Source organism: Sutterella megalosphaeroides (genome assembly GCF_003609995.1).
GTDB lineage: Bacteria > Pseudomonadota > Gammaproteobacteria > Burkholderiales > Burkholderiaceae_F > Sutterella > Sutterella megalosphaeroides.
Genome location: NZ_AP018786.1, coordinates 2,612,709 through 2,637,236, shown reverse-complemented (window position 1 = coordinate 2,637,236; position 24,528 = coordinate 2,612,709). Strand labels below are relative to the sequence as shown.

At 63.9% G+C, this 24,528-nt stretch carries 19 protein-coding genes and 2 other RNA genes; 13 read left to right on the top strand and 8 right to left on the bottom strand.

Features of this window, described 5'->3' with window-relative positions; genetic code table 11:
- The first annotated feature begins 139 nt into the window (after positions 1 to 139).
- Positions 140 to 501, top strand: a transfer-messenger RNA (tmRNA) gene (gene ssrA / locus S6FBBBH3_RS10600).
- Between the two features lie 90 nt (positions 502 to 591).
- Positions 592 to 1,845, top strand: coding sequence for a peptidase U32 family protein (locus tag S6FBBBH3_RS10595; RefSeq protein WP_120177904.1), 1,254 nt, complete (start codon positions 592 to 594; stop codon positions 1,843 to 1,845).
- A 20-nt stretch (positions 1,846 to 1,865) separates the two neighbouring features.
- Here S6FBBBH3_RS10595 and S6FBBBH3_RS10590 read toward each other — a convergent pair whose 3' ends face one another.
- The 3 genes from S6FBBBH3_RS10590 to S6FBBBH3_RS10580 all read right to left on the bottom strand — a co-directional run bounded on the left by S6FBBBH3_RS10590 (position 1,866) and on the right by S6FBBBH3_RS10580 (position 4,927).
- Positions 1,866 to 2,537: an HAD family hydrolase gene (locus S6FBBBH3_RS10590; protein ID WP_120177693.1), complete on the bottom strand. Its 672-nt coding sequence runs from the start codon at positions 2,535 to 2,537 to the stop codon at positions 1,866 to 1,868.
- A 115-nt stretch (positions 2,538 to 2,652) separates the two neighbouring features.
- A complete protein-coding gene (locus S6FBBBH3_RS10585) occupies positions 2,653 to 3,324 on the bottom strand; it encodes an OmpA family protein (RefSeq protein WP_120177692.1) in 672 nt (223 codons plus the stop codon).
- A gap of 271 nt (positions 3,325 to 3,595) precedes the next feature.
- Complete coding sequence (locus S6FBBBH3_RS10580) at positions 3,596 to 4,927, bottom strand: TRZ/ATZ family hydrolase (protein WP_120177691.1); 1,332 nt, start codon at positions 4,925 to 4,927, stop codon at positions 3,596 to 3,598.
- Positions 4,928 to 5,164: 237 nt separating this feature from the next.
- Between S6FBBBH3_RS10580 and gyrA the strand changes: the two genes are divergently transcribed.
- The 7 genes from gyrA to htpX all read left to right on the top strand — a co-directional run bounded on the left by gyrA (position 5,165) and on the right by htpX (position 14,451).
- On the top strand, positions 5,165 to 7,918 hold the full coding sequence (gene gyrA, locus S6FBBBH3_RS10575) for a DNA gyrase subunit A (protein WP_120177903.1): 2,754 nt from the start codon (positions 5,165 to 5,167) through the stop codon (positions 7,916 to 7,918).
- A gap of 85 nt (positions 7,919 to 8,003) precedes the next feature.
- Positions 8,004 to 9,092: a 3-phosphoserine/phosphohydroxythreonine transaminase gene (gene serC, locus S6FBBBH3_RS10570; RefSeq protein WP_120177902.1), complete on the top strand. Its 1,089-nt coding sequence runs from the start codon at positions 8,004 to 8,006 to the stop codon at positions 9,090 to 9,092.
- A gap of 68 nt (positions 9,093 to 9,160) precedes the next feature.
- Complete coding sequence (cmk, locus tag S6FBBBH3_RS10565) at positions 9,161 to 9,841, top strand: (d)CMP kinase (protein WP_120177690.1); 681 nt, start codon at positions 9,161 to 9,163, stop codon at positions 9,839 to 9,841.
- A 119-nt stretch (positions 9,842 to 9,960) separates the two neighbouring features.
- The gene (gene rpsA / locus S6FBBBH3_RS10560) at positions 9,961 to 11,655 is read left to right on the top strand and encodes a 30S ribosomal protein S1 (RefSeq protein WP_120177689.1); all 1,695 of its coding nucleotides are present in this window, start codon (positions 9,961 to 9,963) and stop codon (positions 11,653 to 11,655) included.
- A gap of 20 nt (positions 11,656 to 11,675) precedes the next feature.
- Complete coding sequence (locus tag S6FBBBH3_RS10555; RefSeq protein WP_120177688.1) at positions 11,676 to 12,023, top strand: HU family DNA-binding protein; 348 nt, start codon at positions 11,676 to 11,678, stop codon at positions 12,021 to 12,023.
- Between the two features lie 186 nt (positions 12,024 to 12,209).
- A complete protein-coding gene (locus S6FBBBH3_RS10550; RefSeq protein ID WP_120177687.1) occupies positions 12,210 to 13,382 on the top strand; it encodes a tetratricopeptide repeat protein in 1,173 nt (390 codons plus the stop codon).
- A gap of 175 nt (positions 13,383 to 13,557) precedes the next feature.
- Positions 13,558 to 14,451 carry a protease HtpX gene (gene htpX, locus S6FBBBH3_RS10545; RefSeq protein ID WP_120177686.1) on the top strand — a complete coding sequence of 298 codons (894 nt, stop codon included), beginning with the start codon at positions 13,558 to 13,560 and terminating at the stop codon, positions 14,449 to 14,451.
- A 395-nt stretch (positions 14,452 to 14,846) separates the two neighbouring features.
- Here the strand turns inward: htpX and S6FBBBH3_RS10540 are convergent, their stop codons facing one another.
- The 3 genes from S6FBBBH3_RS10540 to S6FBBBH3_RS10530 form a co-directional block, all read right to left on the bottom strand.
- A complete protein-coding gene (locus S6FBBBH3_RS10540; RefSeq protein WP_120177685.1) occupies positions 14,847 to 16,274 on the bottom strand; it encodes an MATE family efflux transporter in 1,428 nt (475 codons plus the stop codon).
- 54 nt (positions 16,275 to 16,328) lie between these two features.
- On the bottom strand, positions 16,329 to 18,068 hold the full coding sequence (locus tag S6FBBBH3_RS10535; RefSeq protein ID WP_232008789.1) for an ArnT family glycosyltransferase: 1,740 nt from the start codon (positions 18,066 to 18,068) through the stop codon (positions 16,329 to 16,331).
- Positions 18,069 to 18,251: 183 nt separating this feature from the next.
- Positions 18,252 to 18,539, bottom strand: a complete 288-nt coding sequence (locus S6FBBBH3_RS10530) for a type B 50S ribosomal protein L31 (RefSeq protein WP_120177683.1) — start codon at positions 18,537 to 18,539, stop codon at positions 18,252 to 18,254.
- 294 nt (positions 18,540 to 18,833) lie between these two features.
- On the opposite strand from S6FBBBH3_RS10530, the gene hemC reads away from it, so the two are divergent.
- The 3 genes from hemC to nadE all read left to right on the top strand — a co-directional run bounded on the left by hemC (position 18,834) and on the right by nadE (position 22,138).
- Positions 18,834 to 19,763, top strand: a complete 930-nt coding sequence (gene hemC / locus S6FBBBH3_RS10525; protein ID WP_120177682.1) for a hydroxymethylbilane synthase — start codon at positions 18,834 to 18,836, stop codon at positions 19,761 to 19,763.
- Positions 19,764 to 19,777: 14 nt separating this feature from the next.
- Positions 19,778 to 20,560: a uroporphyrinogen-III synthase gene (locus S6FBBBH3_RS10520; protein WP_120177681.1), complete on the top strand. Its 783-nt coding sequence runs from the start codon at positions 19,778 to 19,780 to the stop codon at positions 20,558 to 20,560.
- Between the two features lie 126 nt (positions 20,561 to 20,686).
- Positions 20,687 to 22,138, top strand: coding sequence for an NAD(+) synthase (gene nadE / locus S6FBBBH3_RS10515; RefSeq protein ID WP_120177680.1), 1,452 nt, complete (start codon positions 20,687 to 20,689; stop codon positions 22,136 to 22,138).
- Positions 22,139 to 22,271: 133 nt separating this feature from the next.
- Here the strand turns inward: nadE and rho are convergent, their stop codons facing one another.
- Positions 22,272 to 23,528, bottom strand: a complete 1,257-nt coding sequence (gene rho, locus S6FBBBH3_RS10510; protein WP_120177679.1) for a transcription termination factor Rho — start codon at positions 23,526 to 23,528, stop codon at positions 22,272 to 22,274.
- Positions 23,529 to 23,691: 163 nt separating this feature from the next.
- A complete protein-coding gene (gene trxA / locus S6FBBBH3_RS10505) occupies positions 23,692 to 24,012 on the bottom strand; it encodes a thioredoxin (RefSeq protein WP_120177678.1) in 321 nt (106 codons plus the stop codon).
- 351 nt (positions 24,013 to 24,363) lie between these two features.
- On the opposite strand from trxA, the gene ffs reads away from it, so the two are divergent.
- Positions 24,364 to 24,462, top strand: an RNA gene (ffs, locus tag S6FBBBH3_RS10500) — signal recognition particle sRNA small type.
- Positions 24,463 to 24,528 lie beyond the last annotated feature (66 nt).

The window sequence follows — 24,528 nt, the reverse complement described above, 5'->3', positions numbered from 1 at the left end:
ATTATCGTCGGTCCCTCCGCGCTTTCCTATGGGGTTCGGTCCACGATCCCCCGCGGCGGCCCCTCCGAATGTGCAAACAAACGTATCGCCCGATCGAACGCCTTCCGGTCGTTCGGGCTATAATTCCCCTCCAACATACGGGGGCGCCTTGGCTTCGACGGGGACGCGGACGCCGTATGGGGCATGCCGAGGTGCAGTCACCTCGTAAATCCGCTGCAAACAAACAAACGCCAACTCTAAGCGTTACGCTCTCGCCGCCTAATGGCGAGATGCTGCACTGATTCGCCTCTGGGTCAGGTCGGGCAACCGACGGCAGCATCGATTACAGAGGCTGGAATCCTCGGGCGTCGTCGACGCGGGTTCGAGATCAATTGACGGCTGGCTTACCGTCGGCCCGCCGATTGGCAGGGCGGTAGGCGAGACTCAAATCATTCGGCTACGCATGTAGAACCATCGGAAAAAGGTTTCCGGACGCGGGTTCAACTCCCGCCGCCTCCACCAGATTTCAGCAAAGCCCGCGACGGCACGCCCGTTCGCGGGTTTTGTGTTTTTGCGCTTTCCGTTTTTTTGTTTCTCGTCCTTCGTACTGCCGTGACTTCGCTTTCCCCCGCCGACTTTGAAATCCTCGCGCCCGCCGGTTCGCGGGAATCCTTTGCCGCCGCGCTCGCCGCGGGGGCGGATGCCGTCTATCTCGGGGTCGGGGCGCTCAACATGCGCTCGCTCGCGGCATCGGCCTTCGGGAAGGAGGATCTCGCCGAGCTTGTCGAGCGCGCTCACGCGGCGGGCGTGCGGCTTTATCTGACGGTCAATACGGTGATTTACGACGAGGACTTGAGCGAACTCGAGCGCGTACTCGATGCGGCGAAAGCCGCCCGGGTCGACGCCGTCATCGCGTCCGATGCGGCCGTCATGATGCGGGCGCGGGCGCGGGGGCTGACCGTGCACCTCTCGACCCAGGTGAACGTCTCGAACCTCGACGCGGTGAAGTTCTACGCGCAGTTTGCGGACGTGATGGTGCTCGCGCGCGAACTCACGCTCGAACAAACGGCGGCGATTGCCGAAGGCATTCGCCGCGAGGGTGTCGTAGGCCCCTCGGGCTGCCCCGTTCGGATCGAACTCTTCGTGCACGGGGCGCTCTGTATGGCCGTGAGCGGCAAGTGCTACCTGAGCCTTCACACGCGGGGCCAAAGCGCGAATCGGGGCGCGTGCCTTCAGAACTGCCGCCGCACCTACGTCGTCAAAGACGAGGTTCGCGGAACGGAACTCGAAATCGACAACGGCTACGTCATGTCGCCCAAGGACCTCAAGACGATCGAACTCATGCCGCGCCTCGTTCGGGCGGGCGTTTCGATTTTCAAGATCGAGGGGCGCGCCCGCTCGCCCGAGTACGTCTTGGAAACGGTGCGCTGCTACCGCGAAGCGTTGGAGAGCGTGCTCGCGGGGGATTGGAACGAAGAGCGCCTTGCCGACTGGAACGCGCGCCTTGCGACGGTCTTCAACCGGGGCTTCTGGACCGGACACTACCTCGGCGAAACCGCGGGCGAATGGGCGAGCGGCTACGGCTCGAAAGCCACCGAAAAGAAGACGGCGCTCGGGCGCGTCTGCAACTACTTCGCCCGCAACGGCATCGGCCACGCGGAGCTCTTCGCGGGCGACGTGCGCCCGGGCGAAAAACTCCTCGTGACGGGGCCGACGACGGGCGCGGTCGTCTGGACGCTCGAGAGCCTCTACGTCGACGAACGTCCCGCCGAGTCCGCCCGCAAGGGCGACTCGATCACGTTCCCCGTGCCCGAGCGCATTCGCCCCGGGGACCAGCTCTACAAGCTCGTTCCCGTCGAGCGCTGAGCCGAAAAGCTCGGGGCTTCTCAGCGGGCCGGCCCGAACCCTTCCGAGAGGAGATACCGAAGGAGCTCTTCGGGGCTCAAGACGACGACGTCCGCGTCGAGTGCATGGAGGTCGACCCGCGCATAGCCCCAGTCGACGAGCGCCGCGCGCACGCCCGCGCGGCGGGAGGCTTCGAGATCCACGGGGTCGTCCCCGACGTAGATCGTCGTCGCGGGGTCGGCGCCCAAGGTTTCAAGCGTACGTAGAATCGTGTCGGGCCGGGGCTTCATGGCGCAGCCCGGCGAGTCGCTCGAGAGGATCGATTCGAAGTAGGGGGCAAGCGCCAGATCCCTGAGAATCGCCGACGCGAACACGGCCTGCTTGTTGGTGGCGACGGCAAGCGTCGCGCCGCCTTGGCGCAGGGCCTCCAAGAGCGCCGGAATGCCCGGGAAGGGGCGCGACTTGACGGTGAAATTCGCCGCGTAGTTCTTCAAAAACTCTTCGCGCAGGGCGGGAAATTCGGGGTCGGTCGGCTCGACGCCGAGGGCGGCGCCCAAAAGCCCCGTCGCGCCGCGCGTCGCAAAGGGGCGCAGTTCGGCTTCGGGGAGGGGCTCCATCCCTCGGGCGGTGCGAATGAGATTGGCGGCGAGCGCCAGGTCGGGCGCCGTGTCGACGAGCGTTCCGTCAAGGTCGAAGATGAGCGTCGAAATCATGGTCGGTGAGGGGGCGTGAGCGGTACGTACGAAAAAAGAAAAAGCCCCCGACGAGCGGGGGCTTGGAGTCCTCGGCTACGGCTCGAGCGCGCGGGCGTTCGAGCCGAGAGAGGCATTATTCCGCGGGACGCGAGCCGACGACTTCGACCACCGCACGGCGGTTCGGAGCGAGGCACTTGACGAGTTCGCGGAAGTTCTTGATCTGGCCCTTGCGGCTCGGGTTCGGGCAGTTCACGACGGGATCGCTTTCACCCTTGCCTTCCGTCTGGATGAGAGCGGCGTCGACGCCCTTCGAGACGAGGTAGCCCTTCACGGTTTCGGCACGCTGCATCGAGAGCTTTTCGTTGAACTTGTCGGAACCGATGCGGTCGGCATAGCCCGTCGAGAGGATGACTTCGATGTCGACGCCGGCGATGCGGGAGACGAGGTCGTCAAGGACGGCCTGGCCTTCGGGCTTGAGGGTCGCGCGGTTGTAGTCGAAGAGCATGTCGGCGGAGAACGTCACCTTTTCGGCGGCCTTGGCGGGGGCGGGTTCTTCAACGACCTTGCAGGCGTTGGCGTCGAGGATGTCGGCGTCGCAAGCGCAGCCGTCACCGTTCACGCCGAGGGCTTCGGCGAGGGCGGGCGTCCAGAAGCCGGTGCGCAGGCAGAGGCCCGAGCCCGTCTTGACGATTTCGCCCGATGTGGAGTGCACGTAGGGATTGACCTGTTCGGCGGCGAACGTGGCGCCGGAAGCAGCAATCATAAGGGCGGCGACAACGCCACCAATCTTCGCGGAAGTCTTCATTCTTATGTATTCCTTGGAAAAAGTGGAAACGGACGATTTTGTGCGCCTGAGTGAATCGACATGCACCGAAGGGTCAACCAAAACCGAATTCCGACAGGGCATTGGAAAGGATTCCTCGTCCTGCGGCAGAAACCCGTTCCTGGCTGTTCCAAGAGCGGGCGTCGGCACAGAAGGAAACTCCGCAGGGAGTCGGGATTCCCGAACCGCACCCCGTCTCGGAGAGGAGCGGAATCGGGAAGCCGGATTCTGAGCCGAGAGTCTTTCCACCGACTTAGATCCTATTTTGCCACTTTTCGGCAAGTGCTTGTATCTCCTCGGGGCGAATTTCGGCTTTGTGCCAAGCGGTTTTACCCATTGTTTTATCTCGACTTGCGATGAGTTCGCCGTTGGCCCAAGTACGAACGATGTTTTCCCGATCGGCGGCATAAAGAAGCTGCGCGGCGGGGTCCTGAATGGGGAGCGTGCCCACGCCCGAAAGGTCGACCGCGATGAGGTCGGCGGCCTTGCCGATTTCGACGGAGCCGATGAGCTTTTCCCAGCCGAGCGCCTTGGCGCCGCCCATCGTCGCGGCGTAAAGCATGTCGGCCACGGTCGCCGTGGTCGTGTCGCCCGCAACGGCCTTGGCGAGCATGGCGGCAAGACGCGTTTCGCCGAGCATGTCGAGTTTGTCGTTGCTCGCGGCGCCGTCCGTGCCGATGCCGACGTTGACGCCCGCCTTCATGAAGGCCGCAACGGGCGCAAAGCCCGAGGCGAGTTTGAGGTTCGAGCAGGGGCAGTGGCACATCGAAGCGCCCGCTTCGGCCATCGCCGCGATGTCGCCCGCATCGGCGTGCACGCTGTGAACGGCGATGAGGCGTTCGTTGAGAAGACCGAGTCGACGCAGACGCTCGATCGGACGCACGCCGTGCAGTCGGATCGAATCGGCGACTTCGCCCGCGGTTTCGTTCACGTGAATGTGGATGGGCGCGTCGTAGGCGTTCGAGAGTTCGGCGCAGCGCTTGAACGCTTCGTCGCTCACCGTGTACGGGGCGTGCGGACCCACCGTGATCTTGACGGTGTCGCTCCCGGCGTAGCGCTTCAGAAGCGCTTCTCCCTTTTCAAGGTATTCGGCGTCGTTTTTGGCCCAAGCGGAGGGGAAACCGATGACGATCGCGGAAACGGCCGCGCGCAGACCCGCGCGGTTGAGCCCCCGGGCGGCAGCTTCGGGGAAGAAGTAGCTGTCGTTGGCGGTCGTCACGCCCGAGGCGGTGAGTTCGAGACCGGCGAGGAACGACCCTTCTTCGACGAATTCGTCGCTCATGAGTTTGCCTTCGGCGGGCCAGATCTTCGTCGTGAGCCAGTCCATGAGCGGGAGGTCGGCGCCGAGACCGCGCACGAGATTCATGGCGGCGTGGGTGTGCAGGTTCACGAAGCCCGGCATGACGACGCTCTGTTCCAGGACGTCGTGCTTGCGCGCTTCGTACTTCGAACGGGCTTCCTCGGCGGGCAGCACGTCGACGATGCGTCCCGCGTCGACGACGACGGCGTGATCCGTCAGCACGGTCCCTTTGGGGACGACGGGGATGACCCAGCGGGGCTCGATAAGTAAATCAACCGTACGCATGGTGTGAAAAGTCTCCGTAAGCGAGTGGGTTCGCCGAAGAAGCTTGCGGCACGTCGGCGAGATCGGGGAGCCCGGCGGGATCCCGTGCGGGCATTCTAACGAACGACCGACGCGGGGTGCGGCCCCCTCGTACGGGCTCTTGGTACAATCAACTGCTTCGAGTCGCTCCGGAATGCCGTTTCGTCGAGCGACTCCACATCATGAGAGACAGAAGGAATTTTCATGGACGAAGAAAACATGAAGACCGAGGGTGAGGCGCCGCTCGAGGGAGAGGCTTCGCCCACCGCGGGCGATGCGATCGCGCAGGAGCTTCTTCCCGTTTCGCTTGAAACGGAGATGCGTCGCTCGTACCTCGACTATGCAATGAGCGTCATCGTGGGGCGTGCTCTGCCCGACGTGCGCGACGGCTTGAAGCCCGTGCATCGTCGAGTCCTCTTCGCCATGAAGGAAATCGGCAACACCCACAACAACCCGACGAAGAAGTCCGCCCGCGTGGTGGGGGAAGTGCTCGGTAAGTACCACCCCCACGGCGACAGCGCCGCTTATCAGACGATCGTGCGCATGGCGCAGGACTTCTCGATGCGCTATCCGCTCATTCAGGGGCAGGGCAATTTCGGCTCGATCGACGGCGACAACGCCGCGGCCATGCGTTACACCGAAGTGCGTCTGATGAAGATCGCTTCGGAAATGCTCGCCGACCTCAACGAAGAAACGGTCGACTTCGTGCCGAACTTCGACAACTCCGAGCAGGAGCCCGTGGTGCTGCCCACGCGCCTGCCCGAGCTTCTCGTGAACGGCTCCTCGGGCATCGCCGTCGGTATGGCGACGAACATTCCGCCGCATAACCTGCGGGAAACGATCGACGCGTGTCTGCACGCGCTCGAACATCCCGACTGCACGATCGACGAACTCATCCAGCGCATGCCCGCGCCCGACTTCCCGACGGGCGGCATCATTTTCGGCATCTCCGGGATCCATCAGGGCTACCGCACGGGGCGCGGCCGCGTGCTCATGCGCGCGCGCACCCACCTCGAAGACTTCGGCAAAGGGCGCGTTCGCATCGTCGTCGACGAAATCCCCTACATGGTCAACAAGCGCGTCCTCTACGAGCGCATGCACGAGCTCGTGCGTGAAAAGAAGATCGAGGGCGTGGCCGAAATGCGCGACGAGTCCTCGGACCAGATCCGCATCGCGATCGACCTCAAGCAGGGCGCCATGCCCGAGGTTGTGCTCAACAACCTCTACAAGCTCACGCAAATGCAGGAGAGCTTCGGCATCAACATGGTGGCGCTCGTCGACGGTCAGCCGATGCTCCTCACGCTCAAGCAGATGATCGAGTACTTCCTCGCGCACCGTCGCGAGGTCGTCACCCGCCGTACGGTCTTCCGGTTGCGCAAAGCCCGCGAGGCCGGTCACCTGCTCGAAGGCCAGGCCGTGGCGCTTGCGAACCTCGACGAATTCATCCGCCTCATCCGCGCGGCGAAGACGGTCGACGAAGCGGTCGAAGCGCTCTACGGTCGCGGCTGGGACATGAGCTTTGCGCGCGAAATCACCGAGCGCGCCGCGGGGAGCGCCGCGGACCTCTATCCGGAAGCGATGGACCACGAACGCGGCCTTCGCGCCGACGGGCTCTACTACCTCACGCGTCCGCAGGTCGACAACATCCTTGCGATGAACCTGCGCCGTCTCACGGGGCTCGAACGCGAAAAGGTGATGACGGATTACGAGGAAACGGTTCGCCGCATTCTCGACCTCCTCGACATCCTCGCCAAGCCCGCCCGCGTGAGCGCCATCATCGGCGAAGAGCTCAAGGCGATCCGCGAAGAGTTCGGCGACGAACGCCGCTCGACGATCGATCTCCTCGGCGACCCGAATTTCGACAAGCGCGACCTCATCCCGCGCCGCGACATGGTCGTGACGATCACGCGCGCAGGCTTCGTGAAGAGCCAGGACCTCGCCGACTACCAGGCGCAGGCGCGCGGAGGCAAGGGCCGCAACGTGCAGGCGACGACGAAGGACGACGAAATCGAGCAGCTCCTTGTTGCGAACACGCACGACATTCTGCTCTGCTTCTCGACGGCCGGACGGGTCTATCCGATCGATGTCTTCGACCTCCCCGAAGGGAAGGCGAGCGCGCGCGGTCGCCCCGTCGTCAATCTGCTCCCCCTGGAAGAGAACGAACGCCTCACTTTCATCCTCCCGATCCAAGGGTTCGACGACGAACACTACGTCTTCATGACGACGGATACGGGTACCGTGAAGAAGGTGCCGCTTACGGCCTTCCAAAACATCCGCACGAAGGGGATCATCGCCACGCAGCTCGAAGAGGGCGAATCGCTCGCGGGCGTCGCGATCACGGACGGCACGCACGACATCATGCTCTTCTCGGATGCGGGCAAGTCGGTGCGCTTCGCGGAAAGCGACGTGCGCCCGATGGGCCGCACCGCCCGAGGCGTGCGCGGCATGCGTCTGAAGGAGGGCCAGCGCGTCATGGCGCTTGCCGTCGTCGACGACGAATCGAAGTTCGTGCTGACGGCGACCGAACACGGCTACGGGAAGCGCACCCGCGTGACCGAATACGGCCGGCAGGGCCGCGGCGGTCAGGGGATCATTTCGATCGCCACTTCGGAGCGCAACGGTCGCGTCGTGGCGGCCTCGCTCGTGACGGACGAGGACGACATCATGCTCCTCTCGACGGGCGGCAAGGTCGTTCGCACCCACGCGAGCGAAGTCTCCGTGATCGGCCGCGCGACGCAGGGCGTGCGCCTCATCAACATGGGCGACGACACGCTGGCGTCCGTGCGCTCGGTCATCCGAGGCGGCGACGACGAGGTCGAACACCTGCAAATCGAGGTGCCCGAAGGCGCGGACGTGCCCGCCGTCGAGGAAGAAGACCCCGAAGCGTTCGAGGAGAACCTCGAGGACGACGTCGATGATCTCGGCGACGATCTCGAAAAGGACGCCGCCGAAGACGACCCGAAGGGCGTCTGACGACGGTTTCTTCACTTCGCCGACCACCTGCGGGGGCCGCCTCAAGGGCGGCCCTTCGCACACCGATTCGGAGAAAAAACTGGCCATGCGACCGTACAACTTTTCCGCGGATCCGAGCACGATGCCCGAACCCGTTCTGCGCCGAATCCGCGACGAATTTCTCGACTGGCAGGGTACGGGATGTTCGATTCTCGAGGCGAGCCACCGTTCGCCCCGCGTTCTCGCGCTCGTGAAAGAGCTCGAAGAACGCGTGCGGTCGCTCCTCGGCGTGCCCGACACCCATGCGGTGCTCTTTTGCCAGGGCGGAGCGCGTCTTCAATTCGCGATGGTTCCGATGAATCTGCTCGGCGCCGGTACGGTCGCCTCCTACATCGTGACGGGCACCTGGAGTAAGAGCGCCGAAACCGAGGCGATGCGCTTCGCGCGCATCCAGTCGGCCTTTGCTGGGAACGGCACCCGCACGCCCTCGGACGAAGAAATCGACGTGACGGCGGAGTCTTCCTACCTCTACTACTGCGACAACGAAACGGTGCACGGCGTCGAATTCGCGGGGATCCCCGATTCGGGCGCGGCGGGCGTTCCGCTCGTGGCCGACATGTCGAGCAACTTCATGAGCCGACCGGTCGACGTTTCGAAGTTCGGGCTCCTCTACGCGGCCGCCCAGAAGAATTTCGGTCCGGCGGGCCTCACCGTGGTCGTCGTGCGGCGCGATCTTCTCGGGCTCGCGAGCCCCGAAGTGCCGACGCTTCTCAATTACGCCGTCTACGAAAAGACGGGCAGCATGCCCAATACGCCCGCCGTCTTTCAGCTCTACTGCTCGAACCTGATGGCCGCCTGGATCGAGTCCGAAGGGGGGCTCGCCGAAATGGACGCTCGGGCGCGCGAACGCTCGAGGATCGTCTACGAAGCGCTCGACGAACATCCCGACGTGTACCTGCAGCGGGTCGATCGGGCGTCGCGCAGCCGCATGAACGTCGTCTTCCATCCGGCCGAAGAGGCGTTGACGCCGGTTTTCCTCAAGGAGGCGCACGAGGCGGGGCTTCTCAACTTGGCCGGTCACCGCACGGTGGGCGGTCTGCGCGCGTCGCTCTACAACGCGATGCCCGTTTCGGGCGCGATCGCGCTTGCGGACTTTTTGCACGCCTTCGCGCGGCGGCACCCCCGACGCGCCTGAGCTGCGGCCCGGTCGCGACTCGGGTACGATTTCCCTCACCGATCCCCACAGGCACCAAGGATTTCACCATGGATTCGACTCTCACCACGATTCCCGTCATCACGCTCGACGGCCCGGCCGCAAGCGGCAAAGGGACGATTGCCGAACGCGTCGGAAGCGCCCTCGGTTTCCATTACCTCGACAGCGGCGCGCTCTATCGCATCGCGACGCTCGCGGCGCTCGACGCCGGCGTCGCGCTTGATGATGAAGCGGCGCTCGCGGAACTCTGCCGCGGGCTTTCGCCCGTCTTCGCCGAGGGCCGCATCCTGGTGGCGGGCGAAGACGTGACGGAGCGCATCCGCTCCGAAGAAGTGAGCCGCGCCACGTCGCGCGTGGCGGCGCTTCCCGCCGTGCGTCGCGCGCTCTTCGAACTGCAACGTCGTGCGGCCCGTACTCCGGGGCTCGTCGCCGACGGGCGCGACATGGGGACGGTGGTCTTTCCCGAAGCCCGCCTCAAGGTCTTCATGACGGCTTCGGCCCGCGTTCGCGCCGAACGTCGCTTCAAGCAGCTCGCCGCGCGCGGCGTCGCCGCGGACCTCGACGAACTCACGCGCGACCTCGAGGAGCGCGACCGACGCGACCGCGAACGCGCGACCGCGCCCCTGCGTCCAGCGGACGACGCGCACGTTCTCGACACGTCCGAAATGAATGTCGAGGAAGTTGTAAAAAAGGTCCTCGACTGGTGGAGTGACGCTTCTAAGCTGTCGTAAAATCACGATTTCCTAGCCGGCCCGCCGAATGGGTCGGCTTTTTCATCAACTCCGCCCAAAGGAGTCCTGTCGCTCAAGCGCGTCAGAAACCTGCGGGTGTGCTTTATTTGTCTTCTACAATGTCCAACGAAATCAACAAGCCCGAATCCTTCGCCGAGCTCTTCGAACAGAGCCTCGCCCAGCAGGAAATGCGCCAGGGTGAAGTCATCACCGCCGAAGTCGTTCGCGTCGACTACAACTTCGTCGTCGTCAACGCCGGCCTCAAGAGCGAAGCCTATGTGCCCATCGAAGAATTCAAGGACGATCGCGGTGAAGTGACCGTTCAGCCGGGCGACTTCGTTTCCGTGGCCATCGAATCCGTCGAAAACGGCTACGGCGACACCATCCTCAGCCGCGACAAGGCCAAGCGCCTCGCTGCCTGGATGAACCTCGAACAGGCTCTCGAATCCGGCGAACTCGTTACGGGTACCGTGACGGGCAAGGTCAAGGGCGGTCTCACCGTCATGACCAACGGCATCCGCGCCTTCCTCCCGGGCTCCCTCGTCGACACGCGTCCCGTCAAGGACACGACGCCGTACGAAGGCAACACGTACGAATTCAAGGTCATCAAGCTCGACCGCAAGCGCAACAACGTCGTGGTTTCGCGCCGTGCCGTCGTTGAAGCCAACATGGGCGAAGAGCGCGCCAAGCTGCTCGAAACGCTCCAGGAAGGCGCCATCGTCAAGGGCATCGTCAAGAACATCACCGACTACGGTGCCTTCGTCGACCTCGGCGGCATCGACGGCCTCCTCCACATCACCGACCTCGCCTGGCGTCGCGTCCGTCACCCGACCGAAGTCGTTCAGGTCGGCCAGGAACTCGAAGCCAAGGTTCTCAAGTTCGACAAGGAAAAGAACCGCGTTTCGCTCGGCCTCAAGCAGCTCGGCGAAGATCCGTGGATCGGCATCTCCCGTCGCTACCCGCAGGGCACCCGCCTCTTCGGCAAGGTCACGAACATCACCGACTACGGTGCCTTCGTTGAAGTCGAAGCCGGCATCGAAGGTCTCGTTCACGTCTCCGAAATGGATTGGACGAACAAGAACGTCGACCCGCGCAAGGTTGTCCAGCTCGGCGACGAAGTCGAAGTCATGGTTCTCGATATCGACGAAGAACGTCGTCGTATCAGCCTCGGCATGAAGCAGTGCAAGGCCAATCCCTGGGAAGAATTCGCCCAGACGCACAAGAAGGGCGACAAGGTCTCCGGTCAGATCAAGTCGATCACCGACTTCGGCGTGTTCATCGGCCTGCCCGGCGGCATCGACGGTCTCGTGCACCTCTCCGACCTTTCCTGGAACGAATCCGGCGAAGACGCCGTTCGCAAGTACAAGAAGGGCGACGAGCTCGAAGCCGTGGTTCTCGCGATCGACACGGAACGCGAACGCATCTCCCTCGGCATCAAGCAGATGGGCGGCGATCCGTTCAGCAACTTCACGAGCACCCACGAAAAGAACAGCATCGTCAAGGGTACGGTGAAGTCCGTTGACGCCAAGGGCGCCGTCATCGCTCTCGCCGACGACGTCGAAGGCTACCTGCGCGCCAGCGAAATCTCCGCCGACCGCGTTGAAGACGCCACGACCCGTCTCTCCGAAGGCGACGAAGTCGAAGCGCTCATCGTCAGCATCGACCGCAAGAACCGCAACATCCAGCTCTCGATCAAGGCGAAGGACGCCGTCGAAGCGCGCGACGCTCTCGACCGCCTCAACGCCGACACGGGCGCTGCTTCCGGTACGACCAACCTCGGTGCTCTTCTGAAGGCCAAGCTCGAACAGAAGTAACTTTTTAGGAGGAGGTCGCTATGGGTAAGACCCTGACCAAGTCCGAGTTGCTCCGGGAGATACAGGACCGATACCCCAAGTTCCGCGAACGCGAATGCAGCGACGCGGCACAGGTAATCATCCAAGAAATTACGGACGCCCTTGTTCGAGGCGACCGTATCGAGATCCGCGGCTTCGGCTCTCTCGGCCAGAAGTACCGCGCCGCCCGCCGAGGGCGCAATCCCCAGGACGGTTCCGTCGTGGAGGTTCGCCCCCGGTACACGGTCTTCTTCAAGGCCGGCAAGGGGTTGCGCGAGCGGGTCAGTGTCGGGCCGAGCGCCGACTCGTCCTTCGACGCGAACGCGTCGCGGGATGAAGATCCGACGTAAGTCCGACCCGATGACGCACCCTTCGGGGTGACGATCGGTTCTGTCGGTCGACCAGTGAAAAGGCTGTGAACCAAAAGTTCACAGCCTTTTTTCGATTAAAATAATTGCCCTTTTGCGGCTTTGAGCCGTTCGGACGCCTCGGATAGCGCCCGAAACACTTCCGTCGCGTTTAGTCTGGGAGCCCACATGGAATTTGACCTCTGGTATCTCGTCGCGCTGCCCGCGCTCTTTGCGGCCGGGTGGTTGTGCCGCGGGTTCGATCGCCGCCAGCGCAGCGAGAAGACCCAACTGCCGGAACACTTCACCCGGGGCGTGGCGCTCCTTTTGGACGACGAACCCGACAAGGCGATCGACGTTCTCGTCGAAGCGTGCCGACTCGACCCCGATCTGATCGAGCTCCATCACATGCTCGGGAAGCTCTTCCGCCGCCGGGGCGAATTCGAACGCGCGATTCGTCTGCACCTTCATCTCGTCAATCGTTCGGACCTCTCGGATGCGGACCGCACGAAGGCGCTCTCCGAACTCGCCGAGGACTACTTCGCCGCGGGTCTTTTCGACCGGGCCGAAGCCGAATACCGAAAACTTTCCGAAGTGCCGAGCGAACACCTCGGCGCTCTGCGCCGACTCCTCACGATCTACACGATCGAGCACGAGTGGGAAAGCGCGATCGACACCGTGCGCGCCGTCGAGGCGCAAACGGGCGAAGACCACCGTCTGGAGACGGCCCATTTCTATTGCGAACGCATCGAAGTCGCTCTGCGTTCGAAGCGCCTCGAGGAAGCTTCGAAGCTCGTCGCCGAAGTGCTTCCCTACGCGGACGTGACGCCCCGGGTGGATCACCTCGCGGGCAAAGTGGCGCTTGCCGCGGGCTCCGTCGAAGAGGCCGCGGAACACTGGCGGCGTCTCGCACGCAATTTCCCCGCGCACACGCCGCTCGTGATCGGGGAGCTCGCCGACGCGATGGCCGCGCTCGGACAAAAGGACGAGGCGATCGAACTGCTGCGAAGCGCTCTGCCGGAGCACCCCACGGCCGACGCCCTCGAAGCCGTCATCGCGCGCGTCACCGAGTGGCGGGGCCTCCCCGAAGCGGAGGCGATCGCGGCGAAGATGCTCGCCGCCCATCCGAGCCTTTCCGCCTTCAACGCGCTCGTGCGACTCCGCGCGAAGGCGAACCCCGAGGACGAGCAGACGAAACTCCTCTCCGGCCTTTTGCAGCGCCACGCGCAGCGGTTCGCGCGCTACCAGTGCACGCACTGCGGGTTCCTCGCCTCCAACTTCGCCTGGCACTGCCTCGGCTGCGGCTCCTGGGACAGCTTTCCGCCGCGGCGCGTCGAGGACTCCAAGGGGAAAAGCCGCTGAGTTCGGGCGGATTGTTACAAAAACAACGAAGGCCGTTTCGATTGCACGTCGGGACGGCCTTTAGAATTTCCGATTCATGGAGGGCGGATCGGCATCCGCGGAGTTCTGAATCCCGGTCGGCCCCCGAAGAAAAAAGAATCGAGCTCCGCACAACAAAAAGGACACAAAACACGTCATGTTCAAGCGCATCGGCTTACTGATTCTCGCCAATCTCGCCGTCTTCATCATGCTCTCCATCCTGCTCACGGTGGTGCAGATGGTCTTCGGCGTCAATTTCGGCACCATGGCCGGCTCGAACCTCAACCTCGGCACGCTCTTCGTCTTCTCGATGGTCGTTGGCTTCTCGGGCTCGCTCATTTCGCTCGCGATGAGCAAAACGATGGCCAAGATGAGCATGGGCCTTCAGATGATCGACACGGATCGCCCCGCGAACGACCTCGAACGCTACCTCGTCGACGTCGTGCGCTACCAGTCCCAGAAGGCGGGCATCCCGATGCCCGAAGTCGGCATCTACGACGGCGAACCCAACGCGTTCGCGACGGGCGCCACGCGCTCCTCGTCGCTCGTGGCCGTTTCGACGGGTCTCCTTCAGATCATGAACCGCGACGAAGTCGAAGCCGTCATCGCGCACGAAATTTCCCACGTGCGCAACGGCGACATGGTCACGATGACCCTCCTTCAGGGCGTCATGAACACGTTCGTCGTCTTCTTCTCGCGCATCATCGGTTGGGTCGTCGACCGCCAGATCCTTCGCAACGAAAACGAAGGTCCCGGCATCGGCTACTACATCACCTCGATCGTGCTCGATATCGCGCTCGGCTTCCTCGCCTCGATGGTCGTGGCCGCTTTCAGCCGCTACCGCGAATACCACGCCGACGCGGGCGCCGCGGGCATCATGGGCTCGTCCCGTCCGATGATCGACGCGCTGCGTCGTCTCGGCGGCGTCGAACCGAACGAGCTGCAGGGCTCCGTCAAGGGCTTCGGCATCTCGGGCGGGTTCGGGAGCCTCTTTGCTTCGCACCCCTCGATCGACGACCGCATCAAGGCGCTTGAAGAAAAGCGCTACTGATCGACGCAATCGACACCAAGCGGCGGGCCTTCGGGCCCGCAACGAAAAAGCCCCGCAAGGGGCTTTTTTCATGCTCGGGCCGAATGAGCGGCGAACCGCGCGCGTTCGGAGAGCTCCGAGGGGGCACAGAGGCGCGCAGAGACGCCGCAGAGGCTCTGCGCAGGCTCCCGAGGGGCTCCGCAAGGGTTTGGGTGGGGCGCAGGACGCTGCGACTGCGCCAGCTCAATGAAACCCCTGGGTTTGGCACTACACAAAAATGAACGACCGATAACCTAGGCTTTACTAGAGACTCTAGCAAAAGCAGGATATTTTTAAGTCGTCAACTGACAAACTCGGGAAAAAAGGGACGCCCGAAGGCGTCCCTTGAATCGTTGGAAAGAGCGTGCGAACGCGCCTCAGGCCTTGTGTTCGCCGTTCGCGGCTTCGACGGCCGCGCGAATTTCTTCGCTCGAATGCTCGTCGTCGCGCGAGAAGTTGCGCCCGACCCAGAGCGCCATCCCTGCGAGCGCAAGCCCCGTGAGGCAGAGCCCCGCGGCGGTCGCGGACCAGAAGCCGTAGACCCCGTAGGGACCGCCCGCCCATTCGCCGTCGAAGGCGAGGTGGTAGCCGAAACCGAGCCCCACGCCCCAGAGCATCACGCCGTAGATGATCATCGGCATCTTCGTGACGCGGTAGCCGCGAAGGGAGAAGGCGCTCACCGACTGCATGGCGTCGAAGACGTGGTAGCAGCACCCGAAGAGAATGAGCGAGACCGCAAGGTCGTGCACGGGCACTTCCGTCGTGTAGAGCCAGATGATCGGGGAGCGGAAGACGAAAAGGAAAAGCGACGCGAAAAGGGCGATCGCCACCGTGAGCTTGAGCGAGCGCTTCAACACCTCAAACGAAACCGCGGGCCAGCGCGCACCGAGGCACTGCGAGATGAGGACCGAACTTGCAATCCCGACCGAAAGGGGCACCATGTAGCACATCGAGGTCATGTTGGCGACGATCTGGTGTGCCGACATCGTTTCGGGGCCGAAGCGCGAAACGAAAATCGCCATGAGCGTAAAGCTCGAGACTTCGAAGAACGTGCTCAGCCCGATCGGAATCCCCACGTGCAGGTGCTCCTTGAGGAGCGACCAACGGGGGCCGGAAAGCTTGGGCGCGTGCATGCGGCGGTAGAAGGGATCGTACTTCCAGAGGATGAGGTAGATCGCAAGCGCCAGGTAGTTGAGCACGCAGAAGGAAACGCCCGCCCCGGCGCCGCCCATGGCGGGGAAGCCGAGCCAGCCGTTCATGAAAATCGCGTTGAAGGGCACCTTGAGGGCAAGGAGCGCGAGCGAAACCCACATCGTGACGCGCGGGCGCGAGACGGCGGCATTGACCGAAATGATGACGCGCGCGCCCAGACACGCCGGGAGCGCGAGCGCCGTCCAGTAGATGTACTCGGCCGCCATGCGGGCGACCTCGCCCTTGGCCTGACCGAGATTCACCCAGAAGTCCGTTGCATTGAGGATCGGAAAGCCGATCGCAAGCAGAATGAGCGCGAGCCAGAAGCTCTGGTTGAGCTCCTCGCCGATCTTGTGATACTGACGGGCGCCGTAGTGGTGACCCGCAATCGGGCTCAGCCCCTGCAGGATGCCGACGAGCCCCATGAGGACCGAAATCGTGGCGGCGATCCCGAGCGCGATGGCTGCGAGGTGATCCTTGCCGAGACGACCGGCCATGATCGTGTCGATGGTGCCGCTGCCGATGATCGCGATGTTGGCGACGAAAATCGGTCCGGCGAGCTGCAGGAGCGCCTTGAGCGAGGTGTTGGGCGGCGGCAGACTGTTTTGTGTCATGTCGGAAACCTTCGGAAGGTGCGTGGGAAGGAGGTGTCCTCCTTCGAAAAAGAATCAGGGACGGTGCTTGCGATCGAGCGTCGCGGTGCCTCGGCGGATGAAGAAGCGCTCGTCCGTGTGCGGTCGCGAGAAGGGACCCGCAATCGTGCCTTCGGGCGCTTCGTCGCGCGAGGTGCGAACGAGTTCGAAGCGGCAGCTCGCCTCGGCGCTCGGGGCGAAACGCACGCCGCCGTAGTAGGCGAAGAGCGCCTGAATGCCGGGGGGCACCGTAGGGGCCGCCACGCACGCTTCGGGCGCGCCGCGGCGCGCGAGTTCGGCGGCGGTTTCCCGCGCCACGTCGGCGTAGGAGCGGTTGCGGTCGACGGCCGTGTGGAAGAGCCCGAGCGAACAGGCCGCGGCCGCGGTCATGCCGAGCGCGGCGAGCCAGGGACCGCGCCAGGCGACCTTCGGGCGGTGCGAAAGACGCCAGACGACGAAGCCGAACCAAACGAGGCTCGCCGCCATTGCAACGACGGTGCCGAAGGTGAATTCGGGAGCGATCCCCGGCGCGAGCATGGAAACGGAGCGCGCCATCTTCGGCGGGAAACCGATGTTCCAGGCGATCCAATAGGCCCAGAGGGTCAGGACGCCGAGCGAAAAGACGGAAAGCGCGAACCAGTCGAGCACGTTTTCGCGCGACCGTTTGACCGTGATGAGGCCGAAAGCGGCAAAGACCGCGGTCGCGGGAATGAAGGCGAGAAACACCTGATCGGCCGTCTGACCCGAAGAGAGCAACGCGGCGAAAAGGCCCGTACCGATCGAAGCGAGCGGCAACAGGAGGTGCGTGAGGTCGAGCTGACGGCGCCAGCTGTAGAGCCCCCAGAGGGCCAGGGGCCAAACGGGACAGAGGTACCAGACGAAATTCTTCAGAAACCACACGAGCGTCGACGCTTCGACGATCCCGAAGAAAGCGGCCTGACGGGCCGCCCAGGCGGAAAGCCACGTCGCCGCCGCATCGGGCGCAACAAGAAGCGCGGCTCCCGTCCAGAGAGCGATCGGGAGCGCGGCGCCCAAAAGCGCGAGCGCGATGCGCAGCTCGCGGTTCCCGCCCACCGCGCGCACGACGATCTGCACGATCACCGTGGCGGCAAGAAGCCACACGCCCGCAAAGAGGGTCGACGCGAGGGCCGCAAGACCCGAAGCGAGCCCTGCGAGGAAGGCGCCCGCAAAGGGGCGCGAGAGCGACCGGGTGAGCCCGTAGAAGTTGAGGGCCGCAAGCGACAAGAGCGCCGTGTCGGGCCCCGCCTCGTACTGACGGGTGACGATCCCGAAGGTGGCGACGAAAAGGAGCACGGCCGAGTCGGCGACGACGCGCCCGTAGTCGCGGGGGCTCGCTTCGCCCCCGAACGCAAAGGCAATGGGCTGCGCTTCGGGGCGGCGCGCGAGGTGCCACGTGCCGTACCAGAGGGTCGCGGTCGTCAAGGCAAACCAAAAGAGCGACGAGAGTCGATACGCAAAAACGTCGCCGAAAAGGCCCGAGAAAAGCCCCATGAAGGCGGCCGACACCCAGCCCGCAAGCGGTCCGTGATCGACGAGCGCCCGGCCCGCGATCCCCGGAAGGAGGGCCTCGGCCCAGGAGCCCGAGCGGGCGCCGAGCGCGATCCCGAAGCTTTCCGCGTCGCGAACCGTCCAGAGGTCCTGCGCCGTGAGGCCGCAAAAGATGAAGACGCACAGGAGGGCGAGCAGCGCGTAACGCGGCAGTTTGCGCGCGGCCTCCTCGGACATGCGGGCGGGCGTGGAACGTTGACTGAACACGGGAATCGACTCTCGAAGACGGAAGGCGGGAAGGAATCGAACTTCGGTTCGACCCCTGCTGATGTTAGGCGCTTTGTGTGATTCGGGGAACCCCGAACAAAGAAAAGGGCAGTTCCCTCTTGGAAACTACCCTTGGCGGGAGGAGTCGGATTCGACCCCTCTCGGCATTCCGAACACGCGGAATTACTTGGCGGCCTTGGCGGCTTCGGCGGCGGCGTTGAGGGCCTGCTGCTTGGCGGCGAACTTGGCGCGGAACTTTTCCACGCGGCCGGCTTCGACGATGCGCGTCTGAGCGCCCGTGTAGAACGGGTGGCTCGCGGACGACGTATCGAGCTTGAACATCGGGTAGGTCACGCCGTCGATCTCAACCGTTTCCTTCGTCTGAACGGCGGAACGGATGATGAACGTCTTGTTGATGGAGAGGTCGACGAAGGCGACTTCGCGGTATTCGGGATGAATATTCGGCTTCATTTGAGAAAATTCCTAGTTTGTTTGTCGGTCGCCCTGGCGGCCTTGCGAACCAGCCTGTGTGAAACAGGTCTTACGGCAGGCATGCCGACCCACGTGCCAACTGGGAAGCGGGAGATTATTTCAGAGTTCACGGCGGGTTGCAACCGAAACCGCCGGGTTTCCCTTCCGAAACGTTAAGGATCGCGAAAAGGCGATGGGCTAAAATGCCGCCCAACCTCAACTCGGACGGTTGACGTACCCGCACGCTTCGGGCGTCGCGTCCGAATCCACCCCCCAGTTTTTGGACCAAAAACGATGTCGAAATTCGAACGCTGCGTCATCGCTACGCGAGAAAGCCCCCTGGCCATGTGGCAGGCTCTTCACATTCAGGACGTTCTCCGTCGGAAGTATCCCGGCTCCGAGGTCGAGCTCCTCGGCATGACGACCCGTGGCGACCAGATTCTCGACCGCACGCTCTCGAAGGTGGGCGGCAAGGGGCTCTTCGTCAAGGAACTCGAAGTGGCGATGCAGCAGGGCGAAGCCGACCTGGCGGTTCACTCCCTCAAGGACGTTCCGATGGAATTGCCCGAAGGGTTCGAACTCGTGGCGGTGAGCGAACGCGAAGATCCGCGCGACGCCTTCGTTTCGCCCAAGTACGCTTCGCTCGACGAAATGCCCGCGGGCGCCCGCGTTGGTACGGCGAGCCTGCGTCGCGAACTCATGCTTCGCATGAACTATCCGCACCTTCAGGTGCTCCCGGTGCGCGGCAACGTCGGCACCCGTCTTCGCAAGCTCGACGCGGGCGAATACGACGCGCTCGTCATGGCTTCCGCGGGCCTCAAGCGACTCGAACTCCACGATCGCATCCGTTCGATCATCTCGGCCGAAGTGAGCCTGCCCTCGCCGGGCCAGGGTGCGCTCGGCATCGAAATCTGCGAAGCCAACCGCACGATGCACGAAGCGCTCGCCTTCATCAATGACCCGCACACGCGCGCCTGCTGCACGGCCGAGCGCGCCGTCTCTCGCGCGCTCGGCGGCTCCTGCCAGGTGCCGCTTGCCGCGTACGCCGTCGTCGAAGGCGAAGAAATGTGGCTGCGCGCGCTCGTCGGCAACCACCACACGGGCGAAGCCGTTCGCAGCGAAATCCGCGGTCCCTGGACCGAGGGCGAAGCGCTTGCGGCCCGCGTCGTCGAAGATCTGCGCCGTCAGGGGGCCGATGCCATTCTGAAGGCCGTTCTCGGCTGATCGCGGGGTTCCCGATGAGCGAACATCCGATCATCCTCATGCGTCCGGGCGCGGCCAACGATCGGTTGGCAGACCGTCTGGAGGCCGAGGGTCACGAGGTGTGGCGTTGGCCCGCCTTCACGATCGATCTGCCCGGAGCGGCGGACGCCGAACGCGTCGCGAAGCGCCTTGAAAATCTCGACGACGTCGAGATGGTGGTGCTTCCGAGCCCCGCGTCGGTTGCGGCCGTCGCGCACTGGGTTCGGGAGTGGCCCGAACACGTGACGCTTGCGACGGTGGGCGAAGGGACGGCGCGCGTCATTCGCGCCGCCTGGGGCGACGACGTGAAGCTCCTCTACCCCGAGGGCGACGCCGAACACTCCGGCAGCGAAGCACTGTGGGAACTCGTGATGGCGCGCGGCGCCCCTTCGCGCGTCCTCTTTCTGCGCGGCCAGACGGGGCGCGAGTGGCTGCCGTCGCAGTTCCGCTCGATCGGCTCCGACGTCGTGACGCTCTGCGCCTACGTGCGCGTTCCGCTCGAACTGTCGTCGACGGACCTCAGAACGCTCCTTCTCGCGACGGTGGGTCCGTCGCCCGTCGTCTACATCACCTCGACCGATGCGGTCGACGCGCTCATGCACGCCGTGCGTCCCGTGACGGGCGCGCGCAGCTGGCTCGTGCGCGGTACGGCGATCACGATCCATCCGCGTGTGGTGCGGCGTCTCGAAGAAGCGGGCTTCAAGAAAATCGTCGTCACCTCGACGGACGACGAAACGGTGCGCCGTCACATCCTCGAGAGTCTCGACGACGCGAGTTGAGACTCGGGAAAGCGGGCGAGGCCCTGCTTTTTCCAAATGAAACGCGAATCCGAAAGGCCGGCGAAGTCCTCTTTGCCGGCCTTTCGATCATAATGGGCCATCGATTGAATCCGGAGGTTTTCCCCGATGCGCATCACGATTCATCAGCCCGAATCCCGAACGGGCGTTCCCGAAGAAAATCTGAGGGCCCTCGTCGACACGGCCCGCGGCGTGGCCGAGGAGTGCGACGTGGTCTTCGCGCCGCTCGGCTCCGTCGAGGGCGGTTTGCTCGCTTTGGAGGGCGAAGTGTCTTTCATGAGCGAGGCGCGCGCCCGCTACACCGAGCAGCTGCTCGGAGAAGCGGCACGGATGCTTTTGCGCAACCCCGTCATGCTCGTCGTTCCCGTTCGTTTCCCCGAAGGCGTTCGTCATGCCGTCCTGAACGAGGGCCGTGTGACCTTTGCCGATCCCGCCGAAGGGATTCGGCTTCCCGACGGCACGCGCGTCGCGCTCCGGGAAGATGCCCCGGGCGACATCTATTGGAATTCCGCCCTGCGCCACACAGTCTGGGAGGAGTTGCCGCTGCCCGCTTCGCCCGCGCGTCCCGTTCTCTCGATGAGTCTCGGGGGCGCGGAACGCACGGAAAGCTTCCGCGGCGAATCGTTCTTTACGGACGGCGTCAAGGCGGTGGCGCTCCCGCGCTTCGAGCGCGCCCGGGCCACCTTTGAGTGGAACCGGGGCGAGGCGCTCGAGGGGCCCGACGCTGTGTCGATTGGGTCTCTGCGCGCCGATCGCGAAGCGGTCCTTTACGAGGCGCTCGTCAAGTCCGTCCGCAGCTACGTCGCCCGTTCGTTCCTTCGGGGCGGCGTCGTTCTCGGCATTTCCGGGGGCGTCGACAGCGCGCTCTGTGCGGCGGCTGCGGTCGACGCGCTCGGGGCCGACCGGGTCTGCGGCGTGCTTCTTGCGTCGCGCTACACGTCGGAAGAAAGCCGAACGCTCGCCCGATCGCTTTGCAACGGACTCGGGATCGAACTGCACGAACGCTCGATCGAGTCGCTGCACGAACTCGCCGTGAAGGAGTTCGAGCCCGACGTGGGGCTTCTTCCCGAGGGCGACATCACGGACCAGAACATTCAGGCGCGACTTCGCTGCCTCTGGCTCATGTCGATCGCGAATCACCGCAACGCCTTGATGCTCTGCAGCTCGAACAAGGCCGAAGCCGCCATGGGCTACGGGACGCTCTACGGCGACGTCGCCGGGGGCTTTGCGCCGATCGTCGACCTTTGGAAGGCGGACGTGCGGCGTCTTTGCTACGAGTCGAATCGTCGGGCGGGCGCGGAGCGCATCCCCGAGGCGCTGATCGAGCGCGAACCGACGGCGGAACTTCGCTCCGGACAAAAGGACAGCGACAGCCTCCCGCCCTACGACACGATCGAGGCGGTGATGGAACGGGTCTTTGCGGGCGAGATGCTCGAGCGTAAAGAGCGGGAACTCGCCGCGCGCGCCGCGCGCTTTGCCTTCAAGCGCCTGCAGACGCCCTGCGGCCTGCGGCTCTCGCCCGTGACGCTCGCGGACTGGGATCGAGCCCGCGGCTTCTGAGTGTAAGTATCGAATATCTATGGAATATCCACGGAAATCCGGGGCGCCTTCGGTGCCTCGGAAAGTCTGAAGAAAAAAAGGGCGTCCGACCTCGGTCGGCGCCCTTTTTTCGGATTCGGGTCGCGCGGGAAACTCAGCGCTTCATCAGTTCGAAGAACTCGTTGTTGTTCTTCGTCGCCTTCAGCTTGTCGAGGAGGAATTCCATCGATTCGAGTTCGTCCATGTCGTAGAGGAACTTGCGCAGGACCCAAACCTTCTGGAGCACTTCGGGCTTGAGGAGCAGTTCTTCGCGACGCGTGCCCGAACGGTTGAGGTTGATGGCCGGATAGACGCGCTTTTCCGCGAGGCGCCGTTCGAGGTGGATTTCGTTGTTGCCCGTACCCTTGAATTCTTCGTAGATCACGTCGTCCATGCGGGAGCCCGTGTCGATGAGGGCCGTGCCGACGATCGTAAGCGACCCGCCTTCTTCAAGGTTGCGCGCGGCGCCGAAGATGCGCTTCGGGCGTTCGAGCGCGTTGGCGTCGACCCCGCCCGTGAGGACCTTGCCCGAGGAGGGAATCACCTGGTTGTAGGCGCGCGCAAGACGCGTGATCGAGTCGAGCAGCACGACGACGTCCTTCTTCGATTCGGCGAGGCGCTTTGCTTTTTCGATCACCATTTCGGCTACCTGTACGTGACGCACGGCGGGTTCGTCGAACGTGGCGGCGACGACTTCGCCCTTCACCGAGCGCTGCATTTCCGTCACTTCTTCGGGGCGTTCGTTGACGAGAAGCACCATCAGCACGCAGTCGGGATGGTTGGCCGTGATGGCGTGGGCGATGTGCTGCAGGAGCACGGTTTTGCCGGACTTCGGAGGCGCGACGATGAGCGCGCGTTGCCCCTTGCCGATCGGAGCCATCATGTCGATGATGCGGCCCGTGAAGTTTTCGTCGCCGCGCAGGTTCCGCTCGAGCGTGAGCTGCTCGTTCGGGAAGATCGGTGTGAGGTTTTCGAAGAGGATGCGGTGCTTGAGCGCTTCGGGCGGAAGGCCGTTCACCGTGTCGACGCGCACGAGCGCGAAGTAGCGCTCGCCGTCCTTGGGCGTACGCACCTCACCTTCGATCGAGTCGCCCGTGTGCAGGTTGAAGCGACGGATCTGCGAGGGCGAAATGTAAATGTCGTCCGTGCTCGCGAGATACGACGAGTCGGGGCTGCGCAGGAAACCGAACCCGTCGGGGAGGATTTCGAGCGTGCCGTCGCCGAAGATCTGTTCGCCGGATTTCGCCTTCTTCTTCAGGATGGCGAACATGAGTTCCTGTTTGCGCATGCGCTGGGCGTTGTCGATCTCGAGGGCGAACGCCATGTCGAGGAGTTGCGAAACGTGCAGCGCTTTGAGGTCCGAGAGATGCATGATGAAAGGACGTGAAGCCCGGACGGCCGTCCGGAAGCGTTCCGAGAAGTGAGGATGTGGTGCGGGGAGGATGACGCGCGGGAATGGACCGACCGGTCCGAGCGTCGACGATAAGAAAGGCGGAACCCGCCGCCGGCGGATTCCGCAGTGTGAGAAGAACCGATCAGAGGTTCTTTTCGATGAACGCGTCGAGCGTCGCCTGGTCGCAGGCGCCGGTGCGCTGGTCGACGACCTGGCCGTTCTTGAAGGCGATGATCGTCGGGATGCCGCGCACGCCGAATTCGGCGGCACGCTCGGACGAGGCGTCGACGTCGTACTTGGCGATCACGGCGCGGCCTTCGAAGGTTTCGGCGGCCTTTTCAAGCTTCGGGGCGAGCATGCGGCAGGGACCGCACCAGGAAGCCCAGAAGTCGACGAAGACGGGCTTGTCGGACTTGAGGATGTCGGCGTCGAAGTTGTCGTCGGTGACGTGAAGGATGCTCATGGATGGCTCCGAGAAAAATGTCGTGAATTGAAGTCCCCGGGGACGCGGGCGTCGCGTGCGCGTCGCCCTTCGTCGGCGAAGGCGCATGCGTTGGTTCGCATTCGTTCGGAAGGAAAAGCGCGGATCCCGCGGGGAAAACGGATGGTGCCGTAGCAAGGGCGAGCAGTCGCCGGAAAGCGTCCTGAGCGGACGGCCGGATCGAAAGGCCCGAGATGTCGTCCGGTTCTATCGAAACCGGACATTGAAGTCAGGAGAACTATAACACCAGTGATTTTTCCGTGTAAGGGTCAGGGCGAGAGGGGAAGGGGGAATTTTGCAATTTTTTTGTTCTTTCGCTAGAATGTGGCCCTTGGCGGGTCCCCTCGCATGTGCTCCTCGGGAATCTGGTCAGGTTGGGAACAAAGCAGCCATACCGATGTGAGTGCAGTGCCGAGGATAAGGCTCGCCATTTTCATTTTCAGGCGTTCGTTTGCCGAAGGCCTCCCGCGCGTGCTTGGACCCCGTGTCCGAGGGCGC